19 protein-coding genes, 3 tRNA genes and 1 rRNA gene are annotated in these 20269 nt (G+C 56.7%); 19 read left to right on the plus strand and 4 right to left on the minus strand.

Annotated features, from left to right (window positions below; translation table 11 throughout):
• Positions 1 to 3 precede the first annotated feature (3 nt).
• The 7 genes from rrf (at position 4) to JJB07_RS21980 (ending at position 3998) form a co-directional block, all read left to right on the plus strand.
• A 5S ribosomal RNA gene (gene rrf, locus JJB07_RS21950) occupies positions 4 to 120 on the plus strand.
• 142 nt (positions 121 to 262) lie between these two features.
• Positions 263 to 337 (plus strand) — tRNA-Gly (locus JJB07_RS21955).
• Positions 338 to 349: 12 nt separating this feature from the next.
• Positions 350 to 426, plus strand: a tRNA-Ile gene (locus JJB07_RS21960).
• Between the two features lie 14 nt (positions 427 to 440).
• Positions 441 to 517 (plus strand) — tRNA-Pro (locus JJB07_RS21965).
• 83 nt (positions 518 to 600) lie between these two features.
• Positions 601 to 1770: an MFS transporter gene (locus tag JJB07_RS21970; protein WP_201638263.1), complete on the plus strand. Its 1170-nt coding sequence runs from the start codon at positions 601 to 603 to the stop codon at positions 1768 to 1770.
• 157 nt (positions 1771 to 1927) lie between these two features.
• Positions 1928 to 2899 (plus strand): foldase protein PrsA, encoded by a 972-nt coding sequence (locus tag JJB07_RS21975; RefSeq protein WP_201638264.1) that lies wholly within the window; start codon positions 1928 to 1930, stop codon positions 2897 to 2899.
• Between the two features lie 97 nt (positions 2900 to 2996).
• Complete coding sequence (locus JJB07_RS21980; RefSeq protein WP_201638265.1) at positions 2997 to 3998, plus strand: metal-dependent hydrolase; 1002 nt, start codon at positions 2997 to 2999, stop codon at positions 3996 to 3998.
• Here JJB07_RS21980 and JJB07_RS21985 read toward each other — a convergent pair.
• Positions 3995 to 4456, minus strand: coding sequence for a helix-turn-helix domain-containing protein (locus tag JJB07_RS21985; protein WP_201638266.1), 462 nt, complete (start codon positions 4454 to 4456; stop codon positions 3995 to 3997). The two genes, JJB07_RS21980 and JJB07_RS21985, sit on opposite strands and share 4 nt — an antisense overlap.
• Before the next feature lie 489 nt (positions 4457 to 4945).
• Positions 4946 to 6238 carry a helix-turn-helix domain-containing protein gene (locus JJB07_RS21990; protein WP_201638267.1) on the minus strand — a complete coding sequence of 431 codons (1293 nt, stop codon included), beginning with the start codon at positions 6236 to 6238 and terminating at the stop codon, positions 4946 to 4948.
• Between the two features lie 267 nt (positions 6239 to 6505).
• Here JJB07_RS21990 and JJB07_RS21995 point away from each other — a divergent pair, with 267 nt between their 5' ends.
• Complete coding sequence (locus JJB07_RS21995) at positions 6506 to 7798, plus strand: tetratricopeptide repeat protein (RefSeq protein ID WP_201638268.1); 1293 nt, start codon at positions 6506 to 6508, stop codon at positions 7796 to 7798.
• Positions 7799 to 7863: 65 nt separating this feature from the next.
• Here the strand turns inward: JJB07_RS21995 and JJB07_RS22000 are convergent, their stop codons facing one another.
• Positions 7864 to 8298 carry a hypothetical protein gene (locus JJB07_RS22000; protein ID WP_201638269.1) on the minus strand — a complete coding sequence of 145 codons (435 nt, stop codon included), beginning with the start codon at positions 8296 to 8298 and terminating at the stop codon, positions 7864 to 7866.
• A 181-nt stretch (positions 8299 to 8479) separates the two neighbouring features.
• On the opposite strand from JJB07_RS22000, the gene JJB07_RS22005 reads away from it, so the two are divergent.
• The 10 genes from JJB07_RS22005 (at position 8480) to lpdA (ending at position 18500) form a co-directional block, all read left to right on the plus strand.
• Positions 8480 to 8782, plus strand: a complete 303-nt coding sequence (locus tag JJB07_RS22005) for an EthD family reductase (RefSeq protein WP_201638270.1) — start codon at positions 8480 to 8482, stop codon at positions 8780 to 8782.
• Between the two features lie 14 nt (positions 8783 to 8796).
• Positions 8797 to 9579: an enoyl-CoA hydratase-related protein gene (locus tag JJB07_RS22010; RefSeq protein WP_201638271.1), complete on the plus strand. Its 783-nt coding sequence runs from the start codon at positions 8797 to 8799 to the stop codon at positions 9577 to 9579.
• A gap of 74 nt (positions 9580 to 9653) precedes the next feature.
• On the plus strand, positions 9654 to 10526 hold the full coding sequence (locus JJB07_RS22015; protein WP_201638272.1) for a 3-hydroxyacyl-CoA dehydrogenase NAD-binding domain-containing protein: 873 nt from the start codon (positions 9654 to 9656) through the stop codon (positions 10524 to 10526).
• Positions 10516 to 11331, plus strand: a complete 816-nt coding sequence (locus tag JJB07_RS22020; RefSeq protein ID WP_201638273.1) for a 3-hydroxyacyl-CoA dehydrogenase family protein — start codon at positions 10516 to 10518, stop codon at positions 11329 to 11331. The genes JJB07_RS22015 and JJB07_RS22020 overlap by 11 nt, the downstream gene beginning before the upstream one ends.
• Positions 11324 to 12523: a thiolase family protein gene (locus JJB07_RS22025; protein ID WP_201638274.1), complete on the plus strand. Its 1200-nt coding sequence runs from the start codon at positions 11324 to 11326 to the stop codon at positions 12521 to 12523. Before JJB07_RS22020 ends, JJB07_RS22025 begins: the two co-directional genes overlap by 8 nt.
• A 48-nt stretch (positions 12524 to 12571) precedes the next feature.
• Entirely contained in the window at positions 12572 to 13651 is a 1080-nt protein-coding gene (locus JJB07_RS22030) for a Leu/Phe/Val dehydrogenase (protein ID WP_347338388.1), read from the plus strand.
• 33 nt (positions 13652 to 13684) lie between these two features.
• Positions 13685 to 14725 carry a pyruvate dehydrogenase (acetyl-transferring) E1 component subunit alpha gene (pdhA, locus tag JJB07_RS22035; protein WP_236588313.1) on the plus strand — a complete coding sequence of 347 codons (1041 nt, stop codon included), beginning with the start codon at positions 13685 to 13687 and terminating at the stop codon, positions 14723 to 14725.
• 1 nt (position 14726) lies between these two features.
• Positions 14727 to 15704 (plus strand): alpha-ketoacid dehydrogenase subunit beta, encoded by a 978-nt coding sequence (locus tag JJB07_RS22040; RefSeq protein ID WP_201638276.1) that lies wholly within the window; start codon positions 14727 to 14729, stop codon positions 15702 to 15704.
• 14 nt (positions 15705 to 15718) lie between these two features.
• Positions 15719 to 17080 carry a dihydrolipoamide acetyltransferase family protein gene (locus JJB07_RS22045; protein ID WP_201638277.1) on the plus strand — a complete coding sequence of 454 codons (1362 nt, stop codon included), beginning with the start codon at positions 15719 to 15721 and terminating at the stop codon, positions 17078 to 17080.
• A 1-nt stretch (position 17081) separates the two neighbouring features.
• Positions 17082 to 18500, plus strand: coding sequence for a dihydrolipoyl dehydrogenase (gene lpdA / locus JJB07_RS22050; protein WP_201638278.1), 1419 nt, complete (start codon positions 17082 to 17084; stop codon positions 18498 to 18500).
• 168 nt (positions 18501 to 18668) lie between these two features.
• Here the strand turns inward: lpdA and JJB07_RS22055 are convergent, their stop codons facing one another.
• Positions 18669 to 19220, minus strand: a complete 552-nt coding sequence (locus JJB07_RS22055) for a hypothetical protein (protein ID WP_201638279.1) — start codon at positions 19218 to 19220, stop codon at positions 18669 to 18671.
• A 250-nt stretch (positions 19221 to 19470) separates the two neighbouring features.
• Here JJB07_RS22055 and JJB07_RS22060 point away from each other — a divergent pair, with 250 nt between their 5' ends.
• Positions 19471 to 20175 (plus strand): Na-translocating system protein MpsC family protein, encoded by a 705-nt coding sequence (locus JJB07_RS22060; RefSeq protein ID WP_236588314.1) that lies wholly within the window; start codon positions 19471 to 19473, stop codon positions 20173 to 20175.
• The last annotated feature ends 94 nt before the right edge of the window (positions 20176 to 20269 follow it).

Here is a 20269-nt window from a genome sequence, read left to right on the forward strand (position 1 = left end):
ATGTCTCGTGATGATGGCGGAAAGGTCACACCTGTTCCCATCCCGAACACAGAAGTTAAGCTTTCCAGCGCCGATGGTACTTGGACCGCAGGGTCCCGGGAGAGTAGGACGTCGCGAGGCAAATGCAAGAGACGGAAATCCTCCCTCCGTAACGGAGGGAGAGTTTTTGGTCGAATGCGTGCCAACTTGAATTCGACAGGTCTTCCAAGAAATTGCACTTGCATCAGCTCTAAGCGCATGGTACTATAAATCTTGTTCTCATGCGGAAGTGGCTCAGGGGTAGAGCATCGCCTTGCCAAGGCGAGGGTCGCGGGTTCGAATCCCGTCTTCCGCTCCATCATCGTATTTCGGGCCTATAGCTCAGTTGGTTAGAGCGGCCGGCTCATAACCGGTTGGTCCCAGGTTCGAGTCCTGGTGGGCCCACCACCCATTATCTTTATCGGAACATAGCGCAGCCTGGTAGCGCGCTCGCCTTGGGAGCGAGAGGTCCAGAGTTCGAATCTCTGTGTTCCGACCACAATGACGTGTTGAACAAGCGCGGTCAGGTTCTTCTGAGCCTGACCGCGTTTTGTGTATCTTGGAGTAGAGGAGGTCTATCGTATGCGTCGTCGTCTCGTCGCCATCCTCGTCTCCATTTCGGTCGTCGGCTTATCACAGGGATTACTTGTCCCCCTGTTGGCGTTGCTCTTAGAACGTCGCGGTATCTCCCCGTTCGTAAACGGTCTCGGTACCACGGCTCTTTACTTCGGTTTCATCGTAGCTTCCCCCTTGGTCGAGCCTGTCGTGCGCCGCTTTGGTGCGCGACGCACGGTGCTGGGAAGCATCGTCATCACCACGTTGCTGACCATCCTGTTTCCAATCTTGGACAACACGCTTGTCTGGCTGATCCTGCGCTTGTTGTTAGGTCTTTCGTTGACAGGTTTGTACGTGGCAACGGAGATTTGGCTGAATACCATCCTTACCAATGACAACCGTGGTCGCGTGTTTGGCTTCTACGGACTGTCCATCGCGATCGGGATGTTGCTGGGTCCGCAGGGAATCAACTTGCTCCAGTTCTCGATCTACGCACCGTTCTTACTCTGCGCAGGACTGTATGCACTCCCGTATGTCCTCATCTACCGCCTGTCTGACCAAGACGGTCGTTTAGAAGCACACGCGGAGGGCAGCGACAGCGGACTGAGGCGTTTTTGGCGGTTGCTTTGGGTGGCGCCGTTTGCGATGGGAGCCTCGTTCGTGTACGGTTACCTCGACGGCGCGCTGGTCGGCGATTTCCCGATTTACGGGTCTCGCGTCGGCCTCTCCAATGAAGCCATCGCGTTCGGACTGACCGTTTTCATCGTAGGCAGCGTCGCATTCCAGTTTCCGCTCGGCTGGCTGTCCGACCGTAAGGGCCGCCGTGTCGCGCTGTTGCTGGCGTCTCTGATCGGGTTGCTGACGTTCTTGCTGATTCCGCTTGGGACAAGCCTTGGCATAGGGACGCTGTATTTCCTCCTGTTCTTCGCAGGCGGAGCACTCGGCTCGTTCTACTCTCTCGGCCTGGCCTGCCTCGGGGACGTGTTCCCCCGCCAAGACGTCGCAACGGCGAATGTCCTCTACACGATGCTCTACGGCGTCGGCTCGCTGCTCGGACCGGCCCTGACCGGGTCGTTGATCTCGGTGTACGGACGTGAATGTTTTGCGTGGTCGGTTGCCGGGATGTTGCTGTGCTACATCGCGTTCGGGCTGCTCTCCACCCGCCGACAGACAGAAACTGTGAGTCGAAGTGTGTGAAAATTTGTTCGAAAAAAAGGACAATCCTATCATTCTGTGGTATTATACGAGAGTGTAGGTAATGAAGAAGACTTTTTAGTAAAAGTAAATTAAAAACAATACTCGTCTCCTTCACAACTCGGGAGCACGGGTAACATACCAGGGAGGGTCAAATCTTATGAAACAGCTGATCGCAGGCGTAGTTGCAGGCGCAGTGATCGTGGGCGGCGTATGGTTCTTCGCCGGCACTGAACAAGCGGTAGCAGTAATTGGCAGCGACAAGATCACCGCGAAGGATTTCCATGCGAAACTGGAGCAATCCCAAGGCAAGGACATCCTCAAGAAAATGATCGATGACAAAGTCGTTCTCGACCAAGCGAAGCAACTCAAGCTTGAAGTCACCGACAAAGAAGTGGACGACGAACTCGCGAACTTCTTGAAAGAACGCTTCGGCGGCGACCAAGCCAAGTTCGACCAAGCGCTCAAAGACTACAACATGACCAAAGAAGACATCCGCGCAGACATCAAGTCGTCTCTGACCGCGAAGAAGATCGCAACCAAGGACGTCACGATCTCCGACCAAGAAGTCAAAGACTACTACGATAAAAACAAAGAATCCCTCGGCACCGCAGAGCAAGTCCACGCGCGCCACATCCTCGTGAAGGATGAAGCAAAAGCGAAGGAACTCTACGACAAGCTGAAAGCCAACCCGGCTGACTTCGAGAAGCTCGCGAAGGAAAACTCCGAAGACCCGGGCTCCAAGGACAAAGGCGGCGACCTCGGCACCTTCGGCAAAGGCGCCATGGTTCCGGAATTTGAAACCGCAGCATTCGCAGCGAAAACCAACGACATCGTCGGTCCGGTCAAATCCGAATTCGGCTACCACATCATCCAAGTCGTGGAACACATCGACGCGAAGATCCCGACCCTCGAAGAGTCCAAGGACAAAATCACCTCGACCCTCAAGGATCAAAAAGCAACTCCGTACACCGATCTGATGAAGGAACTCTACACGAAGGAAAAAATCACCATCAACCGTGCAGAGTACAAAGACATCCTCAACCCGCCGACCGTTGATCCGACCGCTGGCGGCGCAGCAGGCGGTACCGAAACTCCGGCAACCGGCGGCACCACCACGCCGGCGAAATAATCTCCACCAGCTACAAAAAAGACCCGGGTACACATCCCCGGGTCTTTTTTTGCAATTCGTGGCACACTACTACCTAAAAGGGAAGGGAGCTCCCCGGATGGACAACATCACACACGCCCTGCACGGACTCGCGTTGTATGCGCTGGCGAGCACCGATCCCACGCTGGCCCAAGACCCGACGGCCCAAAGCGCCGTAATCTGGGCGACGGCACTGGGGTCGCAGGCGCCGGACTTTGATTTTGTGATCCGCATGCTGAGGGGAGAAGTCGCCTACTTGCGCCATCACCGCGGCATTACGCACTCCATCCCGGCGTGGTTTCTCTGGCCGACGCTGTTTGCCTTGCTCTTGATGCCCTTTTTCCCCGGACACTTCGGGTTGATCTGGTTCTGGAGTTTTACGGGTGTGCTCGTGCATGTCGGGATGGACTTGCTGACTACATACGGGACCGTCGCGTTCTGGCCCCTGACCGGCAAACGAATCGGCTGGGACATCCTCGCCATCGTCGACCTCGTCCTGTGGGCGATCGGCGCGTGGGGTATCTACCTCTGGTCGCAAGAATCAACGCCGCAAGAAGTGCTTGCGTATACGATGATCCCGACATTCGTCTACCTCGTGCTCCGCGTCCTCATCCAACTGAACTTGCGAGGCAAAGTTCGCCGGAAATTCGCAGGAGAAAGCATCCAACGAATGAGCGTCATCCCAACGCTGGGACTGTTGCGCTGGAAGTTGGTCGTCGACACGGTTCGCGGATTTCATGTCGGAACGGCGCATCTCACCAAGGGGATTCTTGTCGAAAGCTCGTTCGACAGGAATCGTCATCTCGACATCCAACCGACATGGTTGCAAGCGGCAGAAGCGCAGTCGGAAATCTACCGCGTCTTCAAATGGTTTGCCCGCCATCTGCACATCGAAGCGCATCCGGAGGAGGACGGCGGCGTCCGCTTGGATGTGGCGGACCTCGCGTATCGCGTCCGAGATCGCATGGCGTTCACCGCGCACGTTGTGTTGGATCGGGACGGCCACATGGTCCAAGAATACCTCGGCGACAAGCGTATTAAAAAGAAGTCAAAAAACGACAAAAAAACCCACGACGTTTAATACGACGTCGTGGGTTCTTTCGTGTCATCTTCGACAGGCTCGCCTGCCGGATGACCGGCGTTATGGATCGCTTCCAAGAACTCGTGGAGAGCCTTGATGATACCGCGCTCGTTGTTTCTCGCATCATAGAGTTGCTTGGCAAACAATACGTAAGGAATGGACTCTTCTTGGAGCAGGAACGCCTGAGTATCAGGTGCGAACCGCGACAAGATCAGGTCTGCCTCGGAGTAGAGGTCTTGGTCGCCCAAATAGGTCTCGTCCAAATGATGAATCGGCACCTGCAGTGCATTGGCCAACTTGCGTACGACCGCCATGGACGGCTTGTTTCGCGTGCCGCGCTCCAACGAAGAGATGTGGCTGATCGACAGCCCAGCGCGTTGCGACAATTCGTTTAACGTCCATTTCTTCTGCAGACGCATCTCGCGCAGTTTCTTACCTAACTTTGAGGTTTGTTCCATCTTCATTCCCCCTCCCGTACACAGAGTACGATCTAGTTTCCAGTATAACACGTCTTATGGAATTTTGTGAACAAAATTAAACCTAGGACACTTGCTTTAATCCATTAATTTTATGTCAAAGGGTAGAATTGTGTCGAACCATATCTTCAGCCTTCTTTAACATTGTGCGAACAGTACTTTCGGATAGTTGACCGAACATGTGAAGACATCGTAATCTTATATTATTTTAGAAGATCTGCAGTTTTGGTTCACTCTAAATTTATTCTAGTCTTACAAAGACCCAAATAGGTCTAAAGGGTTTAAAGTCCCAGACACGTCTAGGTCTTTTTCACTATTTTTACCAGACCCCCATTGTACGAGAGTAAGCAGTATAGTACAGTGTAAATGGAATTACATGAACTAACTGTCTATTCGTCTACGAAGTGGGTTTACAGCACATGCAAAAAAAGAGAATCAACCCGCTTCCGGGTGATTCTCCGTCATACGTGTTCAACGGGGTCTTTTTTGCAAAAAGCGCAGTGTCCTGCTCGCCTCGCGCAACAAGTCCCAGTCGTTCGTCTCGTCCGCCAGTTCGGTCTGGAGGAGCGCGGCTTGGATTCCGTAGCCGCCGGTCGTAAGCGCCGCAATCGCGGCTTGCATCAAACGCACATACCCCGCGACATCGTCCGCTTGCAAGTCGCAGCGCGCCAAGAGTCGATAGGCGAGCGCTCGGTCTTCTGCGCGCAGCCGAATCGGATCGCCGTCACAGATGGCAAGCGCCGCTTGGGCTTGGGAACGTGCCGTCGGGAGGTCCTGCAAACGCAAGGAAAGTTCCGCGATGCTGCACGAGAGCGCCCAACGCTCTCGTGAGACCGTATCTCCAAGCAATTCGGCTCCCGTGGCAAAGTGTGCGTGCGCTTCGTCATACCGCTCCAAGGCGGTCATGAGATCGCCGAGCACTCGAGCGGCCCGTGCGAGATGCACGTCTCCGTGCTCTGCGAAGTACGAGTACGCCTCCGTGGCCAATACTTCCGCTTCCGGAAGTGCGGACATCTGCATCAGCAACTCCGCTTGTTGCAACACGCTGCGCGCAATCCCGCTGTGTACACCGAGCGTGCGGTAGACGTTCTCCGCCGCACGGCTTGCTTGCAACGCTAGGCGGTAGTCGAGGTTCTGGAGATGAGCCGCCGCGAGTTGGTACTGGATTTCGCCGACACAGGAATCGACATGGAGATACCGATTCACGACGACGAGAGCTTGCCGGTACATCGCAATCGCGACGTTGGTGTTGCCCTCGGCGAGCTCGATGTTGCCGGCTTGGTAGAGGGCTTGTATTTTCTTGTCGATGACTTTGTGTTCGAGGTAGCATATGTAGGCCTGGTTCATCGAATCCCGAGCGCACGCATAGCGTCCGAGTTGGAAAAAAACGAGCCCCAAGCGAAACTGCACATCTCCGAGGAGACGCTCGCACTTCTGCTCCGTTCCAACCCAATACATGTCGAACAAAAGTGTATGGGCTTGCCTAAACTCGCGCTTCGAAATCCAATCGTCCACGATCTCAAACAGAGCGGCGGCCGACTTGGTGAAGTCCGGGAAGCGGATCAAGGCTTGTTCTGGCGGCAGATCCAGCACGCGGCAGAGATAGAGGATCGTCTCGACGGTCGGCTTGATCTTGCCTTTCTCGATGTTGTTGACGGCTGTCGGTGACAGCTCGGTGCCGGCCACTTCGCGCATCGTCATGCGAAGCAACGTGCGGCGTTCGCGAAACAGATCGCCCAAGGGGGCTGTGAGTTCATGATTCAAAGGACAACACGCCTCCCTCTTGCTGAGAAACGAGCGGTGAAGAAGTGTCATCTCCTGACAAATCTTGTTGGAATCTGTCAATAGTATAACAATGCTTGAGGAACCTTACAACAACGTAGACGAAAATGAAAATATCAGTCCGGTTGACATTCGTTTAACGAGAGCTATAATGAAGTCAAGTAACCTGAAGAGTAAGTGAAGATTGAATTCTCTCGAAAATCACCCTTGCATAGATAAATATTTGGATAAAATGGAGGAGAGACAGCTATGAAAGCGACCTTAGGACAAAAAATCCGTGAACTCCGTATTCGCAAAGGCTTAACCCAATCCGACCTCAGCGCCGGTCTCGTCACCCCGTCGATGATTTCCCAGATCGAATCGGACAAAGCGAATCCGTCTCACAACCTGTTGGCGTCGATCGCGGAGAAGCTCGACACCCCGATTGAGTATTTCTTGACCGATACCGAAACACAAATGGAGAAAGTAAGCGTCTACAAAATCGCCAAAGCGCTCATGGCGACCAAAGAATACGAAAAAGCGATCCCGATGCTGCATGAATTGGAGAACAACCCGTCTCCGCACGTATCTTCCATCGACGTGGCCTACGACATCGCCGAGTGCTTCCTGCACACCGGGCAGTACGCGCCGGCAACCGAGCGCTTCGAGACCGTTCTCGACTCCGCGATGGCGCGCAACGACAACACGATCTCGCTGCTCGTGCTCAACCAACTGGGCGAGCTGTCGTACTTGGAGAAAAACTACCCGATCGCCATCCACTACTGGAAAAAAGCGCACGAGATGATCAAAAAAGGTCATCCGGCTGAACTCTACCTGCACGCCAAGATCGTGCAAAACCTCGGTTCCGTCTACTACAAGCTCGGCGAATACACCGAAGCGCTTGCGTACTACCGTGAATCGAACGAACTCTTGGAGGGTTCGCACCACTTCAAACAAATCGGCGACATCTACCTCGACCTGAGTTTCACCTACCGCGACATGGGCGAGTTTGAAAAAGCGGCCGAATACTCGCAGTTCGCCCTCTCGATCTTCCAATCGCTGAACAACATGAAGCTCACCATCGACGTCAAAGCGAAGTACGGCATCGTCAAAGGCGAGACCGGCCAACTCGACGAAGCGGTCACGATCCTCGAATCCTGCATGACCGAATACCGCGAAATCGGCTGCGAGCGCGAAATCGGACTCGTTCACAGCGATCTGGCGCGTATCTTGATCCAAGGTTCGCAGGCGGAGAGCGCCTACGAACATTGCGAAAAAGCACTGCGTTACTTCGAAGAAGGCACGCTGGAGCGCGCGCACGTCAACCGCATGAAAGGCCAAATCGAATCGGTCCGCGGCGACCTCGAAGCGGCAACGTCCTTGATCCAGGAAGGCATCGACGTCTACAACTCGCACCAAGCGTTCGGCGAACTGGTCAAAGCCTACTCGTTGCTCGGCGACATCTACAAAGACAAAGGCCAATTCAAAGAAGCGATGGAATGCCTGGAGAACATGAACGCCGCCATGGAAGAAAACCTGCGCGAGCGCAAAATTGTCATCTAATAGGGAAGAAGAAAGACAAGAGCATGAGAAAAAAGACCGTGTCCTGTGGGCGCGGTCTTTTTTGGTCAGCCGGTGTAGCTTTTGTTTTTGTTGCCGGGCAAGCGGTCGCGAATCAGCGAGCGGAACAGTCGATCCGTCCAGAAGCCCACCGTCATGGCAAACACGGCGACCAACCCGAACGTGACCGCCATCAACAACCGATAGCGTGCGCCCTCCATCTCATGCATCAAGGCCCAACTCACCACGCAGACGGCGCCGAAAACGGCGAGCGACAACTCCCGCCACAGCCATTTGGACGCAAACATCATCCCGTAACACGCCAACCAGACGGGCAAAAATCCAACCAAAAACAAACTCAGCCAAAACGCATGCAACACCGTGTACGCAAATTCAGCGAACAAAAAATTCACCAACACGACGACCGCACACCAAGCGGCGGCGAACAAAACGCGTTTTCCGGAGATCGCGGTGAGAACAGCCAAGGGTCTTTTGGGGGTCATGAGGATCACCTCCTGCCACCAGTCTTGCCCATTTTGGAAAAAGTCATACTGTTCTAAATACGTGATATGACGAAATATTGTTGAATGTTGTGAAAAGCGTCATATATAATGGACAGGACAGGACTCAGACCTAAGATTGAAAGCGCTTCACCCTATACAACTTTAGGAGGTTGCTTACAACATGGTAAAAATGATCGCCGTCTACAAACACCCGGAAGATCTGGAAGCTTTCAACGCCCACTACTTTGGGACTCACCTCGAACTCAACGCGAAGACCCCCGGTCTCGTGAAGACCGAAATCAATAAATTCTTCGACCTGCGCGGCGGAGAAACCGAATACTACCTCATGGCGCAAATGTACTTCGAATCCCTCGACACCCTCAAAGCGTCCTTCAAGACCCCGGAAAGCAAAGCGGCAGGCGAAGACCTGCAATCGTTCGCCGGCGGCCTCGTGAAATTCTGGTTCGCTGAAGTCGTGGAATAGGAGGAGTTCGCCACATGTACGAAACCATCCTGTACCATCTCGAAGACGGCGTCTTGACGATCGCGCTGAACCGTCCGGACGTCATGAACGCCTACAACCAACTCATGGGCGACGAACTGTACGCCGCTCTCAAGCGTGCCGAAGCGGACGATGCAGTACGCGTCATCGTGCTGACCGGCACGGGCCGCGCGTTCTGCTCGGGCCAAGACCTGAACATGGGCGCCGACTTCTTGAACGGCGCCAACCTCACCCACGATGTCCGTGAGCGCTACAACCCGCTGATTACGCTGATGCAGATGATCCGCAAACCGATCATCGCGTCTGTCAACGGCGCGGCGGCAGGTGCAGGTGCTTCGTTTGCCATGGCGTGCGATCTGCGCATCGCGTCCGACAAAGCGAAGTTCACCATCGCGTTCTGCAAGATCGGCCTCGTGCCGGACTCCGGCGCTTCGTACTTCCTGCCGCGACTCGTCGGCATGAGCAAAGCGATGGAACTCGCGCTGACCGGCGACGTCATCGACGCAGCGGAAGCGGAGCGCATCGGCCTCGTCAACAAGACCGTCCCTGCCGACCAGTTGGAAGAAGCAACCCGCACCTTCGCGAAAAAAATCGCGGCAGGCGCAACCTACGCGCTCGGCCTGACCAAGCGTTCGCTCTACCAAGGTTCGGACAGCGACCTGCTGACCGTGCTGGAAACGGAAGCACAATACCAAGGCATGGCCGGCCGCAGCTATGATTTCAAAGAAGGCGTCACCGCTTTCCTTGAGAAGCGCGCACCGGAGTTCAAAGGCAAATAACGTCCCTCCAAGCAGGAGCGCTGCACATGCAGGGCTCCTGCAATGCTACTCTATAACTTCTTGAGGTGAAATTGATGGCAAATCGTCTGGTCACCACCCGGCCCGTCGCGGTGCTTGGCGCGGGCACGATGGGCATCGGCATCGCGCAAGTCGCCGCCGAGAAGGGCTACACCGTGCGCCTCTACGACATTACCGACGACGTGTTGGAAAAAGCGCTGTCCGGACTTCGCGGCCGCTTGGAGAAGTTGGAGCAAAAAGGCAAACTGGCAGCCGGCGACGCAGCATCGATCGTCGGACGCATCGTGCCGACCTCGACTCTTGACGCTCTGCACGACGTCGCACTCGTCATCGAAGCGGTGCCGGAGAAGTTGGAACTGAAACGCTCGATCTTCTCCCAACTCGAAGTCATCTGTCCGTCCGATGCCGTACTTGCTTCGAACACCTCTTCGATTCCCGTCACGGCGATTGCCGGGGGACTGAAAACGCCGGAGCGGGTGGTCGGGCTGCATTTCTTCAACCCGGCACCGCTGATGAAACTGGTCGAGGTGATCTCGGGCATGCATTCGGGCGCGGATGCGGTCGCGTTTGCGGACGCTTTTGCCAAATCGCTTGGCAAGACGACCGCGAAGTGCATCGACACGCCGGGCTTCATCGTCAACCGTGTGGCACGGGGCTTCTACGGAGAAGGCTTGCGCTTGGTGCAAGAGGGCGTCGCCACCCAAGATCAGATCGACAAACTGGCACGCTTGGAAGGCAACTTCCGCATGGGGCCGTTTGAATTGATGGACTTGATCGGCATAGACGTCAATCTGTCCGTTTCGCAATCGGTGTACCATGCGACGTACGAAGAGCAACGCTACCGTCCGAACCCGATCCAAGAGCGCATGGTGCATGCGGGCGACTTCGGCCGCAAAACCGGAAGGGGGTTCTACCGCTATGACCAGTAAGGGGAAAAAAGTTCTCGTCCTCGGCGACGGCACCGTGGCGGTGGAATTGGCTGAGGAGTTGTCATTGAAGGGCTACGACGTTGACAAATACCTGCATCCGGGTCCGCTGGAATCGTGGAACGAGAAACCGTTCGACTATCTCGCGTCCGAGTTTTATCGGTTGGAATTCGCGGCGTACGACGCGTTTTTTGTCGCGTTGACGTCGGAGCGTGAAGTCCAGCGCCGCGTGATGCGCGATCTGGAATTCCGCATCCCGAAGCAGACCCCGCTGTTTGTCTCGGCGATGTCGCTCTCGGCGACCGAGATCGCGTCGTGGTGCCAACATCCCGAGCGCTTGATCGGTTTTGGATTTGTACCGCCGCTCTCCGGGGTGCAATGCTTGGAGATGACAGTGGGTCTGCAAGCGGACAGCCCTGCTTTTGCAGAAAAAGCGGTCGAAGCGGTCTTGGCTGAACTGGGTCGAGACGTGGAATGGGTGAAGGACAGCGCCGGACTGGTGATGCCTCGCCTCGTCGCAGTGATCGTGAACGAAGCGGTGACGGCGCTGGTCGAAGGCGTCGCCACGGCGGATGACATCGACATCGCGATGAAATTAGGTACGAACTACCCGCACGGCCCGCTCGCTTGGGCGGACGCCATCGGTCTCGATCAAGTGTACGCAACGCTGCAAGGCGTGTACGACGAACAGCGAGAAGACCGCTATCGTCCCGCTCCGTTGCTCCGCCGTCTCGTGATGGCGAAGCGCTACGGCGTGCGTGTCGGACAGGGGTTTTATCGATACAAGGGAGAGGAAGTCAATGCGTGAAGCGGTAATCATCGACGCGGTCCGGACTCCAATCGGCCGCTACAACGGCGTGTTCAAAGACGTGCGCCCTGACGACCTTGGAGCGCACGTCATCCGTGCGCTCGTCGAACGCACCGGAATCGATCCGGCGCTGATCGACGATGTGATTTTTGGCTGTGCCAACCAAGCTGGCGAAGACAACCGCAACGTGGCGCGCATGTCGCTGTTGCTCGCAGGACTTCCGACGACCGTGCCGGGCGTGACGGTCAACCGACTCTGTGCATCCGGTCTGGAAGCGGTCAACCAAGCGGCGCGCGCCGTGCTCGCAGGCGAAGGCGATGTGTTCATCGCGGGCGGTGTGGAGTCGATGACCCGCGCTCCGTTTGTCATGGCTAAGCCTGAAAGCGGTTTCCCGCGTGGGGACATGCGGATGTTTGACACGACGATCGGCTGGCGTTTTACCAACGCCAAGCTCGCCGAGATGTATCATCCGTACTCGATGGGCGAAACGGCGGAGAACGTCGCGGAGCAGTTTGAAATTTCCCGTGAAGACCAAGACGCGCTGGCGCTTTCTTCGCAACAAAAAGCGGTTGCCGCGATTCAAAACGGTAAATTCAAAGACGAGATCGTCCCGTACACGATCCCGCAACGCAAGGGCGATCCGATCGTCATCGATACCGACGAGCATCCGCGCGGGGATTCGACGATGGAGAAGTTGGCGAAGTTGAAGCCGGCGTTCCGCGAGGGCGGTTCCGTCACAGCTGGCAACGCGTCGGGCATCAACGACGGCGCAGCGGCGCTCCTCGTCATGTCTCGTGAAAAAGCGGAGCAACTCGGCTTGAAGCCGCTCGCTCGCTACGTCGCAGGAGCGGCGGCCGGCGTTGACCCGAGCATCATGGGCGTCGGCCCGATTCCGGCCGTTCGCAAAGCGCTGAAGCTCGCAGGTTTGTCGGTCGACCAGATCGACACGTTCGAAGTCAACGAGGCGTTTGCCGCGCAAGTCCTCGCATGTGCGCGTGAACTTGGCATCGACTTGGAAAAATGCAACCCGAACGGCGGGGGCATCGCGCTGGGACATCCGCTTGGGGCGACGGGCGCACGGATGGTGACGACGCTCGTACATGAGATGAAGCGCGAAGGTCATCGATACGGCGTCACGACGATGTGCATCGGCGTTGGGCAAGGGTTGGCCTCCGTATTTGAGCGAATCTAGGAGATCCGGCAATCATCTTTTTTATAGACAACAAGGGGTGTAGTAGCAGTGGGAATTTTCGACGAAATGGCCAAGTACGGACATGAACAGATTCACTTTTTCCAACATCGCGGTACGAACCTGAAAGCGATCGTCGCGATTCACAACACCGTGATGGGCCCGGCGCTCGGCGGTTGCCGGATGCGTCCGTATGCGGACGAACAGGAGGCACTTTTTGATGTGCTCCGTTTGTCCCGAGGCATGACGTACAAATGCGGCGTGGCGGACGTTGACAACGGCGGCGGCAAATCGGTCCTCATCGGGGACCCGCACACCGACAAAACGCCGGAGATGTTCCGCGCGTTCGGCCGCTTCGTAGAAGGGTTGGGCGGACGTTTTTACACCGGTACGGACGTGGGCACGACGCCGCAAGACTTCGTGCATTCGCAGCGTGAATCTTCGCGCTTCGTCGGGCTTCCGCTGGAGTACGGCGGTTCGGGCAACACGGCGATCCCGACGGCGCTCGGCATCTTCCAAGGCATTCGGGCGACGGCTCGCGAGCTGTGGGGTCATGAAGACCTGACCGGCAAGACGTTTGCGGTGCAAGGCGTCGGCAAAGTCGGCGCTTTGGTCGTGGACCATCTCGTAAAAGCGGGCGGTCTCGTGTACATCACCGACGTGTACCAGCCGTTCCTCGACGCAGTTGTCGATGCAACGCCGACTGCCCACATGTTGGGCGTGGTTTCTCCGAATGATATCTATGGGCTGGAAGTCGATATGTTCATCCCGTGTGCGCTCGGGGCGATCCTCAACGACGAGACGATTCCGAACCTGAATTGCAAAGCGGTCGTGGGATCTGCGAACAACCAAATGCTCGACCCGGAACGTCATGGGGCGATGCTTCATGAGCGCGGCATTCTGTTCGCACCGGATTACCTCGTCAACGCAGGCGGCCTGATCCAAGTCGCCGACGAGATGAAAGGGTATGTGCCGGAGCGCGTTCTGGCGAAAACCAACTCGATCTACGAGATGCTCTTGCAGATCTACAAGCATTCCAAGGAACAAAACATCCCGACTTGGCTGGCGGCCGACTCGCTCGTAGAAGAGCGCATCGCTCGCGTCAAGGACTTGAAAAGCGTACGCATCTAGATGCTTTCTCTACAGACAAAGGGGGAGGACCTTATGCAACCGACAGAACAGCAACAACCGACTGCTACCCACGAAACGCTGTCGAACGAATTGCTCCTCGACATGTATCGCTCGATGATTTTGGTCCGGCACTTTGACCGTCGCGCTGTCCATCTCCAGCGAACGGGCCGTCTCGGCACGTACGCGCCGCTGGAAGGACAGGAGGCCGCGCAGGTCGGCTGTGGATATGCGTTAGACAAACGAGATTGGTTGTTCCCGACGTACCGTGAGCATGGTGTTTCCATCGTACACGGGCTGCCGATGAGTACGATTTTTCTCTATTGGAACGGTCGTCCGGAGGGCTGTGTGCCGCCGGAGGGCGTGAATATCTTCCCCGTGTCGGTGCCGATTGCGACGCAAGTTCCGCATGCGGTAGGTGCGGCGTGGGCTTCGAAACTCAAGGGCGAAGATGTGGTCAGCGTCGGATTCCTCGGCGACGGCGCGACGTCGGAAGGGGACTTCCACGAAGCGATGAACTTCGCCGGCGTGTTCAAACTGCCGGTGATCATCTTCTGCCAGAACAACGGCTTCGCGATCTCCGTCCCGCTCTCCAAGCAGACGGCGGTCGAAACGCTCGCCGAAAAAGCGGCGGGCTACGGTGTCGAAGGTGTGCGCGTGGATGGCAACGATCTTCTCGCCGTCTACGAAACGGTGAAAAAAGCGGCGGACAAAGCGCGCCGCGGTGAAGGTCCGACTTTTATCGAAGCTGTGACCTACCGCTATGGTTCGCACACGACCGCCGACGACCACACCCGCTATCGGGAAGCGTCGGAAGTCGAAGAATGGAAAGCGAAAGACCCGATCGACCGTGTGAAAAAAATTCTGATCGAGCGCGGCGTTTGGAGCGAAGAGCAAGACCTCGCCGAGTGGGCGAAAGTCGACGGCGACGTGCAAGCGGCCATCGACGAGATGCAAGCCACACCGTCCGTTGCGCATGACCGTCTGTTTGATTACGCGTACGCGGAGTTGCCGCAAGATTTGATCGAGCAGCGCGACGAAGTGCGCCGTCTGTACGGAAACGGAGGGGCGAAGTGACATGGCAAAGATGACGATTATCCAAGCGATCACAGAGGGTCTGCGCGTCGCCCTGCGCGAAGATGAGCGCGTGCTTGTTTTAGGCGAAGACGTCGGCGTTAACGGCGGTGTTTTCCGAGCGACGGAAGGGTTGCAGGGCGAATTCGGTCCGCACCGTGTCGTGGACACGCCGCTTGCGGAGGCGGGCATCATCGGTTCGTCGGTCGGTTTAGCGGTCAACGGGATGCGTCCGATTCCAGAAATTCAGTTCTTTGGATTCATCTATCCGGCGATGGAGCAGATTGTCGCGCACGTTTCGCGCGTGCGGATGCGTTCGCAAGGGCGTTTTACCTGCCCGATGGTCATCCGCGCTCCGTATGGGGCGGGGATTCGGGCCCCTGAGTTGCATGGAGATTCGCCGGAGGCGTTTTTTGTACACCAGCCGGGGATCAAAGTCGTGTGTCCGTCGAATCCATATGATGCCAAAGGCTTGTTGCTGGCGTCGATTGACGATCCGGACCCGGTGTTGTTCTTGGAGCCGTTGCGCATGTACCGCGCCTTTCGAGAGGAAGTGCCGGAGGGGCGGTATACGGTTGAGCTTGGCAAAGCCAATGTCGTGAAGCCGGGCAAAGATGTGTCCGTTTTTGCCTGGGGGACGATGTTGCGCGTGGCGCTGGAAGCTGCGAAGGCTGCGGCGGAGAAGGGCGTGGATGTGGAAGTTGTCGATCTGCGCACGCTGTCGCCGCTGGACCGCGAGACGATTGCCGAGTCGGTGAAAAAAACCGGCCGTGCCGTCGTCGTCCATGAAGCGCCGAAAACGGCGGGGCTTGGAGCGGAGATTGCCGCAGTGATTCAAGACGAAGCGTTCTTGTATTTAGAGGCACCGGTGGTGCGGGTCGCGGGGTATGACACGCCGCAGCCGTTGTTCTCGCTGGAAGATATTTTTGCGCCGGATGCGAAGCGAATCTTGCATGGCATCGACAAGGCGATGAACTTCTGAGGAGGTGTTGAGGCATGACCGTCGCATTTAAATTGCCGGATGTCGGCGAAGGCATCCACGAAGCGGAGATCGTCCGCTGGCTGGTCAACGTCGGTGACACCGTCCGCGAGTTCGACCCGATTGTCGAAGTCCAAACGGACAAAGCGCTCGTAGAACTCCCTGCGCCGACCACCGGCACGATCTTAGAAATCAAAGCCCAAGCCGGTCACCTCGCCTACGTCGGCGACGTCATCGTCGTCTTCGGCGAAAAAGGAGTCGAGCCTGCGGTCGAAGTTTCCAGTGCAGCAGGCACCACGACACCTGCAGGTAATGTCTCCAGTGCCGCAGGCACGACGACTTCCCGAAACGATAATCTATCATCAGATAAGATAAAATCTTCCGCCGCCGAGGCCGTGCAGGCCGGAGCGCAACCACCCCACCCTGCCGGCCGCCCGCTCGCAACTCCCGCCACGCGAAAACTCGCGCGTGAACTCGGAGTTGACCTGAAGCTCGTCCCCGGCACCGGCAAAGGAGGTCGCATCACCAAGGAAGATCTCCAACTCTTCCACCAAGGCGGCACGTCCACCGCGACGACTCCAAACGTTCACGAAGAAGTCGTCGCATCCTACGACAACCCGCCGGTCACATCTGCACCGACCTCGGCCCCGATTGCCATCCCGCCGGGTACCCCGGGCACCGAAGAACGCGTCCCGCTGCGCGGTCTGCGCCGCACCATCGCCAACCGCATGGTGCAATCCGCCTTCACCGCGCCGCACGTCACCGCTTTCGACGATGTGGACATGACCGACCTGATCACCTATCGCAAGCAGGCAAACGCGCTGCTCACCGACCGCAACGTCAAACTCACGTTCTTGCCGTTCATCCTCAAAGCGTTGGTCTCGGCTCTCAAAGCCCACCCGTACCTCAACGCCCACATGGACGACGCAGCAAGTGAGATCGTTCTGAAAAAAGACTACAACATCGGAATCGCAGTCGACACCCCGGACGGCCTGCTCGTCCCGGTCGTCAAACACGTCGACCGCAAAAGCATCCTCGACCTCGCATCCGAAATCAAACACCTCGTCGACAAAACCCAAGCCCGCACCCTCGACTTGGCTGAGATGAAGGGCGGGACCTTCACGATCTCCAACATGGGCCCGATCGGCGGACTTTTTGCCACCCCGATCCTCAACTACCCGGAGGTCGGCATCTTGGGCATCCACAAAATCGAGGAAAAACCGGTCGTGCGCAACGGCGAAATCGTCATCCGCTCGATGATGAACCTCTCGCTCTCGTTCGACCACCGAGTTATCGACGGCGCAACGGCTGTGCGTTTCACGAACCACATGAAACGCCTGCTGGAAAACCCGAACCTCATGTTCTTGGAGATGAACTAACATGGTAGTCGGAGATATCGCAGTAGAAACCGAAGTCGTCGTCATCGGCGGCGGCCCCGGCGGGTATGTCGCCGCCATCCGTGCCGCCCAACTGGGCCTCGACGTCACCCTGATCGACAAAGACACCGTCGGCGGCGTCTGCCTCAACCGGGGATGCATCCCGTCCAAAGCCTTGATCCACGCCGCAAAAACGGCCGCCTCCGCCCTCAAAGCGGATCACATGGGAATCAAGGTCTCCGGCGTCGAAGTCGACATGGAACAAGTGCAGACTTGGAAAAACGGCGTCGTCAACAAACTGACCGGCGGCGTGCAATCTCTGCTCAAAGCAAACGGGGTCAACGTCGTGTCCGGCAACGCCGTGATCATGGCAGACAACCGAATCGGCGTAGAAACGTCGACGGGGATGGAGTATTTCAAATTTGAACACTGCATCCTCGCCACCGGGTCCCGCCCGGTGCAACTCCCGACCTTCCCGTTTGACGGCGAGTACATCCTCTCGTCTACGGAAGCGCTCACTTTGACCGAAGTCCCGCCGACGCTGCTCGTGCTCGGCGGCGGCTACATCGGTCTCGAACTCGGCACCGCCTATGCCAAACTGGGCAGCCAAGTCACCGTGATCGAAATGGGTCCGAACCTCCTGCCCGGCGTCGACCCGACGCTGGTGCAGATCGTCAAGAAAAACTTGAAAAAAATCGGAGTGGAAATTCTCACCCAAGCGGCCGCCTCAGGCTATGAGATCCGCGAAGGCCAGCTCCACGTCACCGTCGAAGTCGCAGGCGAATCGCGAGTCCTTCGTGCCGACAAAATGCTCGTCACCGTAGGCCGCCGCCCGAACACCGAAGAGCTCGGCTTGGAGCAAGTCGGCTTGGCTCCGGACGCGCGCGGGCTCTTGGAGACCGATGGGCAGATGCGCACGAAGCATCCGAAGATCTTCGCCATCGGCGACATCACCCACGGGCCGTTGCTCGCTCACAAAGCAAGCAAAGAAGCGATTGTCGCCGCCGAAGCGATTGCGGGTCATGCAAGCGAGATGGACCCCATTGCGATTCCGGCGGTGATCTTCACCGATCCGGAGATTGCGACGGTCGGGTTGAGTGAAGCGCAGGCGAAGGAGCAGGGGATGGAAGTCGTAACGGGCAAGTTTCCATTTGCCGCGAACGGCCGTGCGTTGACGACGAACGACGGGGATGGATTCTGTTCGGTCGTGGCCGAGCGTGAGACAGGCGTTGTCCTCGGCGTGCACATCGTCGGCCCTGATGCGTCCACGTTGATCGGGGAAGCAACGCTTGCCATCGAGATGGGAGCTACACTGGAGGACTTCCATCTGACGGTGCATCCGCATCCGTCACTTTCCGAAGTGCTGATGGAAGCCGCAGCCGATGCAGACGGCGTCGCGGTGCACATCGCCAAGCGCAAGTAAGGTTCAAAACATACAAAAATACACCCTGCCCGAATGTCACCATGAGATTCGGTCAGGGTGTATTCGATTTTTCTACACAAAAGGGGAATTAACTGGATCGAGTTTCCCAGGAAGGGAACTGATCAAACGGGGAACGAGTATCTCAATTTGAGGTGTTTAGTCGGTTTGTTATTTCTTACGACCTTTGCGAAACCTGCGAATCTGCAAATCGTGTTTCTCCACCTGCCACTTAATTTTCATCACTTCATCGGCAAGTTCCATGAACTCATCCTTCGTCACCATCTCCGACCGCAAAGCCCGGAACTCTTCACCCAACCACATCATCAACTGATCAAACTTCGAATCAATCCGCGACCCCATCTCAGACATCTCGCCACGAAGCTGACCCACGATGCGCCCTTCCATGTCGGTCATCTCGCCGCGCAGACGACCCTCCATGTCGGTCATCTCGCCACGCAGACGACCCTCCATGTCGGTCATCTCGCCGCGCAGACGACCCTCCATGTCGGTCATCTCACCGCGCAATCGACCCTCCATGTCGGTCATCTCACCGCGCAATCGACCTTCCGAAGCCGCCATGTCATCGCGCAAACGACCTTCCATTTCGGTCATTTCACCGCGCAGTCGGTTCTCCGATGCGAGCATGTCATTGCGCAGATGACCTTCCATCGTGTCGCAGCGTTCCATCACCGAGCGGAACATCACTTGACTCTCACTCATCTTGTCTCACCTCCGTTTTCTACCCCTAGCCTACCAATCCATCCCCTCATAAAACAACCCCCAATTTTATAGTAAACCTCCTCAACTCCTGTAAAAAAAGTCCTAGTCTCAATCCCTCCCCCGAGGCTCTCAACGGGCTTTTTTTCCCCATCCCCCGTACATTTCCCCCCGGACAGGGAAGGATGATGGTAAACTAAACGTGGGCAGCGGACCATGAAGCCGCCGCCTTAGCCAAAAGGGGTAGATGTTTTTGCAGACCAAAGAGTACGAAGCGGACTTGTCCGGTTTCTTCGGGCGGTTGTTCCGAGAGAACTTCGGCAAAGGGCCGGAGTCGGTGTTTACCACCATGTCGGGCCCGTTTATCACCGTGTACCTGCGCAACTTCATCGCCCCGATGGAACGTGTGTTGTACGAACAGGGCAACGAACAGATCGTGGAGAAAACCCGCGATTCGCTCATTCAACTTCTCCTCCCGGAGATTCGAGCGTATGTGAAGATCTTGACCGGGATCGAAGCCCAAGAGATCTACTACGACTGGAACTTGCACAATCGCTCCGGCATGTTCAATGTGATCGGACGTGAATCGTTCACCAAGGAACCTGTCCCCGAAGAATCCTACCACGGACGCGACGATCTCCACGAGGAACTGCTCGTCTTGAGTCACCAAGTGCAGAAAACTCCGGAGGCCATCTCTTCGTTCGTCCTCAACCCGCGCACGCTCCTCGTCTTGCGGGAAGGTATCCTCGTTCCGATTGAGAAGGAATTGATTCGCCTCGGCTTCCGCGAAACGTTGGCGCTCGCCAAGCGGACGCTTGAGAAAAACTACCTGCACAACAACAACCACTTTGAAGCAATCCTCGGCAAGCGGGTGATTGACCTGTTTGTCGATTGGGATTTTGAACGAGACAAGTCGGTGTTTCTGTTTATCACGAAGCCGACAGATGCAGTCAAATAGCGGGAGTGGCAATGAGCCGGACCTCAAGCGGGAGCCGGACATAAGCTCAAACGGATGTCCCTTTGCAGGGGAGGTCTGTTTGGGCTTTTTTTCA

Source organism: Tumebacillus amylolyticus (genome assembly GCF_016722965.1).
GTDB classification, from domain to species: Bacteria; Bacillota; Bacilli; order Tumebacillales; family Tumebacillaceae; genus Tumebacillus; species Tumebacillus amylolyticus.

Excerpts from the sequence above, each read along its gene's own strand:
- JJB07_RS21970 (WP_201638263.1), top strand. The coding sequence starts at position 601 with ATGCGTCGTCGTCTCGTCGCCATCCTCGTCTCCATTTCGGTCGTCGGC.
- JJB07_RS21975 (WP_201638264.1), top strand. The coding sequence starts at position 1,928 with ATGAAACAGCTGATCGCAGGCGTAGTTGCAGGCGCAGTGATCGTGGGC.
- JJB07_RS21980 (WP_201638265.1), top strand. The coding sequence starts at position 2,997 with ATGGACAACATCACACACGCCCTGCACGGACTCGCGTTGTATGCGCTG.
- JJB07_RS21985 (WP_201638266.1), bottom strand. The coding sequence starts at position 4,456 with ATGGAACAAACCTCAAAGTTAGGTAAGAAACTGCGCGAGATGCGTCTG.
- JJB07_RS21995 (WP_201638268.1), top strand. The coding sequence starts at position 6,506 with ATGAAAGCGACCTTAGGACAAAAAATCCGTGAACTCCGTATTCGCAAA.
- JJB07_RS22000 (WP_201638269.1), bottom strand. The coding sequence starts at position 8,298 with ATGACCCCCAAAAGACCCTTGGCTGTTCTCACCGCGATCTCCGGAAAA.
- JJB07_RS22005 (WP_201638270.1), top strand. The coding sequence starts at position 8,480 with ATGGTAAAAATGATCGCCGTCTACAAACACCCGGAAGATCTGGAAGCT.
- JJB07_RS22010 (WP_201638271.1), top strand. The coding sequence starts at position 8,797 with ATGTACGAAACCATCCTGTACCATCTCGAAGACGGCGTCTTGACGATC.
- JJB07_RS22015 (WP_201638272.1), top strand. The coding sequence starts at position 9,654 with ATGGCAAATCGTCTGGTCACCACCCGGCCCGTCGCGGTGCTTGGCGCG.
- JJB07_RS22020 (WP_201638273.1), top strand. The coding sequence starts at position 10,516 with ATGACCAGTAAGGGGAAAAAAGTTCTCGTCCTCGGCGACGGCACCGTG.
- JJB07_RS22025 (WP_201638274.1), top strand. The coding sequence starts at position 11,324 with ATGCGTGAAGCGGTAATCATCGACGCGGTCCGGACTCCAATCGGCCGC.
- pdhA (WP_236588313.1), top strand. The coding sequence starts at position 13,685 with ATGCAACCGACAGAACAGCAACAACCGACTGCTACCCACGAAACGCTG.
- JJB07_RS22040 (WP_201638276.1), top strand. The coding sequence starts at position 14,727 with ATGGCAAAGATGACGATTATCCAAGCGATCACAGAGGGTCTGCGCGTC.
- JJB07_RS22045 (WP_201638277.1), top strand. The coding sequence starts at position 15,719 with ATGACCGTCGCATTTAAATTGCCGGATGTCGGCGAAGGCATCCACGAA.
- lpdA (WP_201638278.1), top strand. The coding sequence starts at position 17,082 with ATGGTAGTCGGAGATATCGCAGTAGAAACCGAAGTCGTCGTCATCGGC.
- JJB07_RS22055 (WP_201638279.1), bottom strand. The coding sequence starts at position 19,220 with ATGAGTGAGAGTCAAGTGATGTTCCGCTCGGTGATGGAACGCTGCGAC.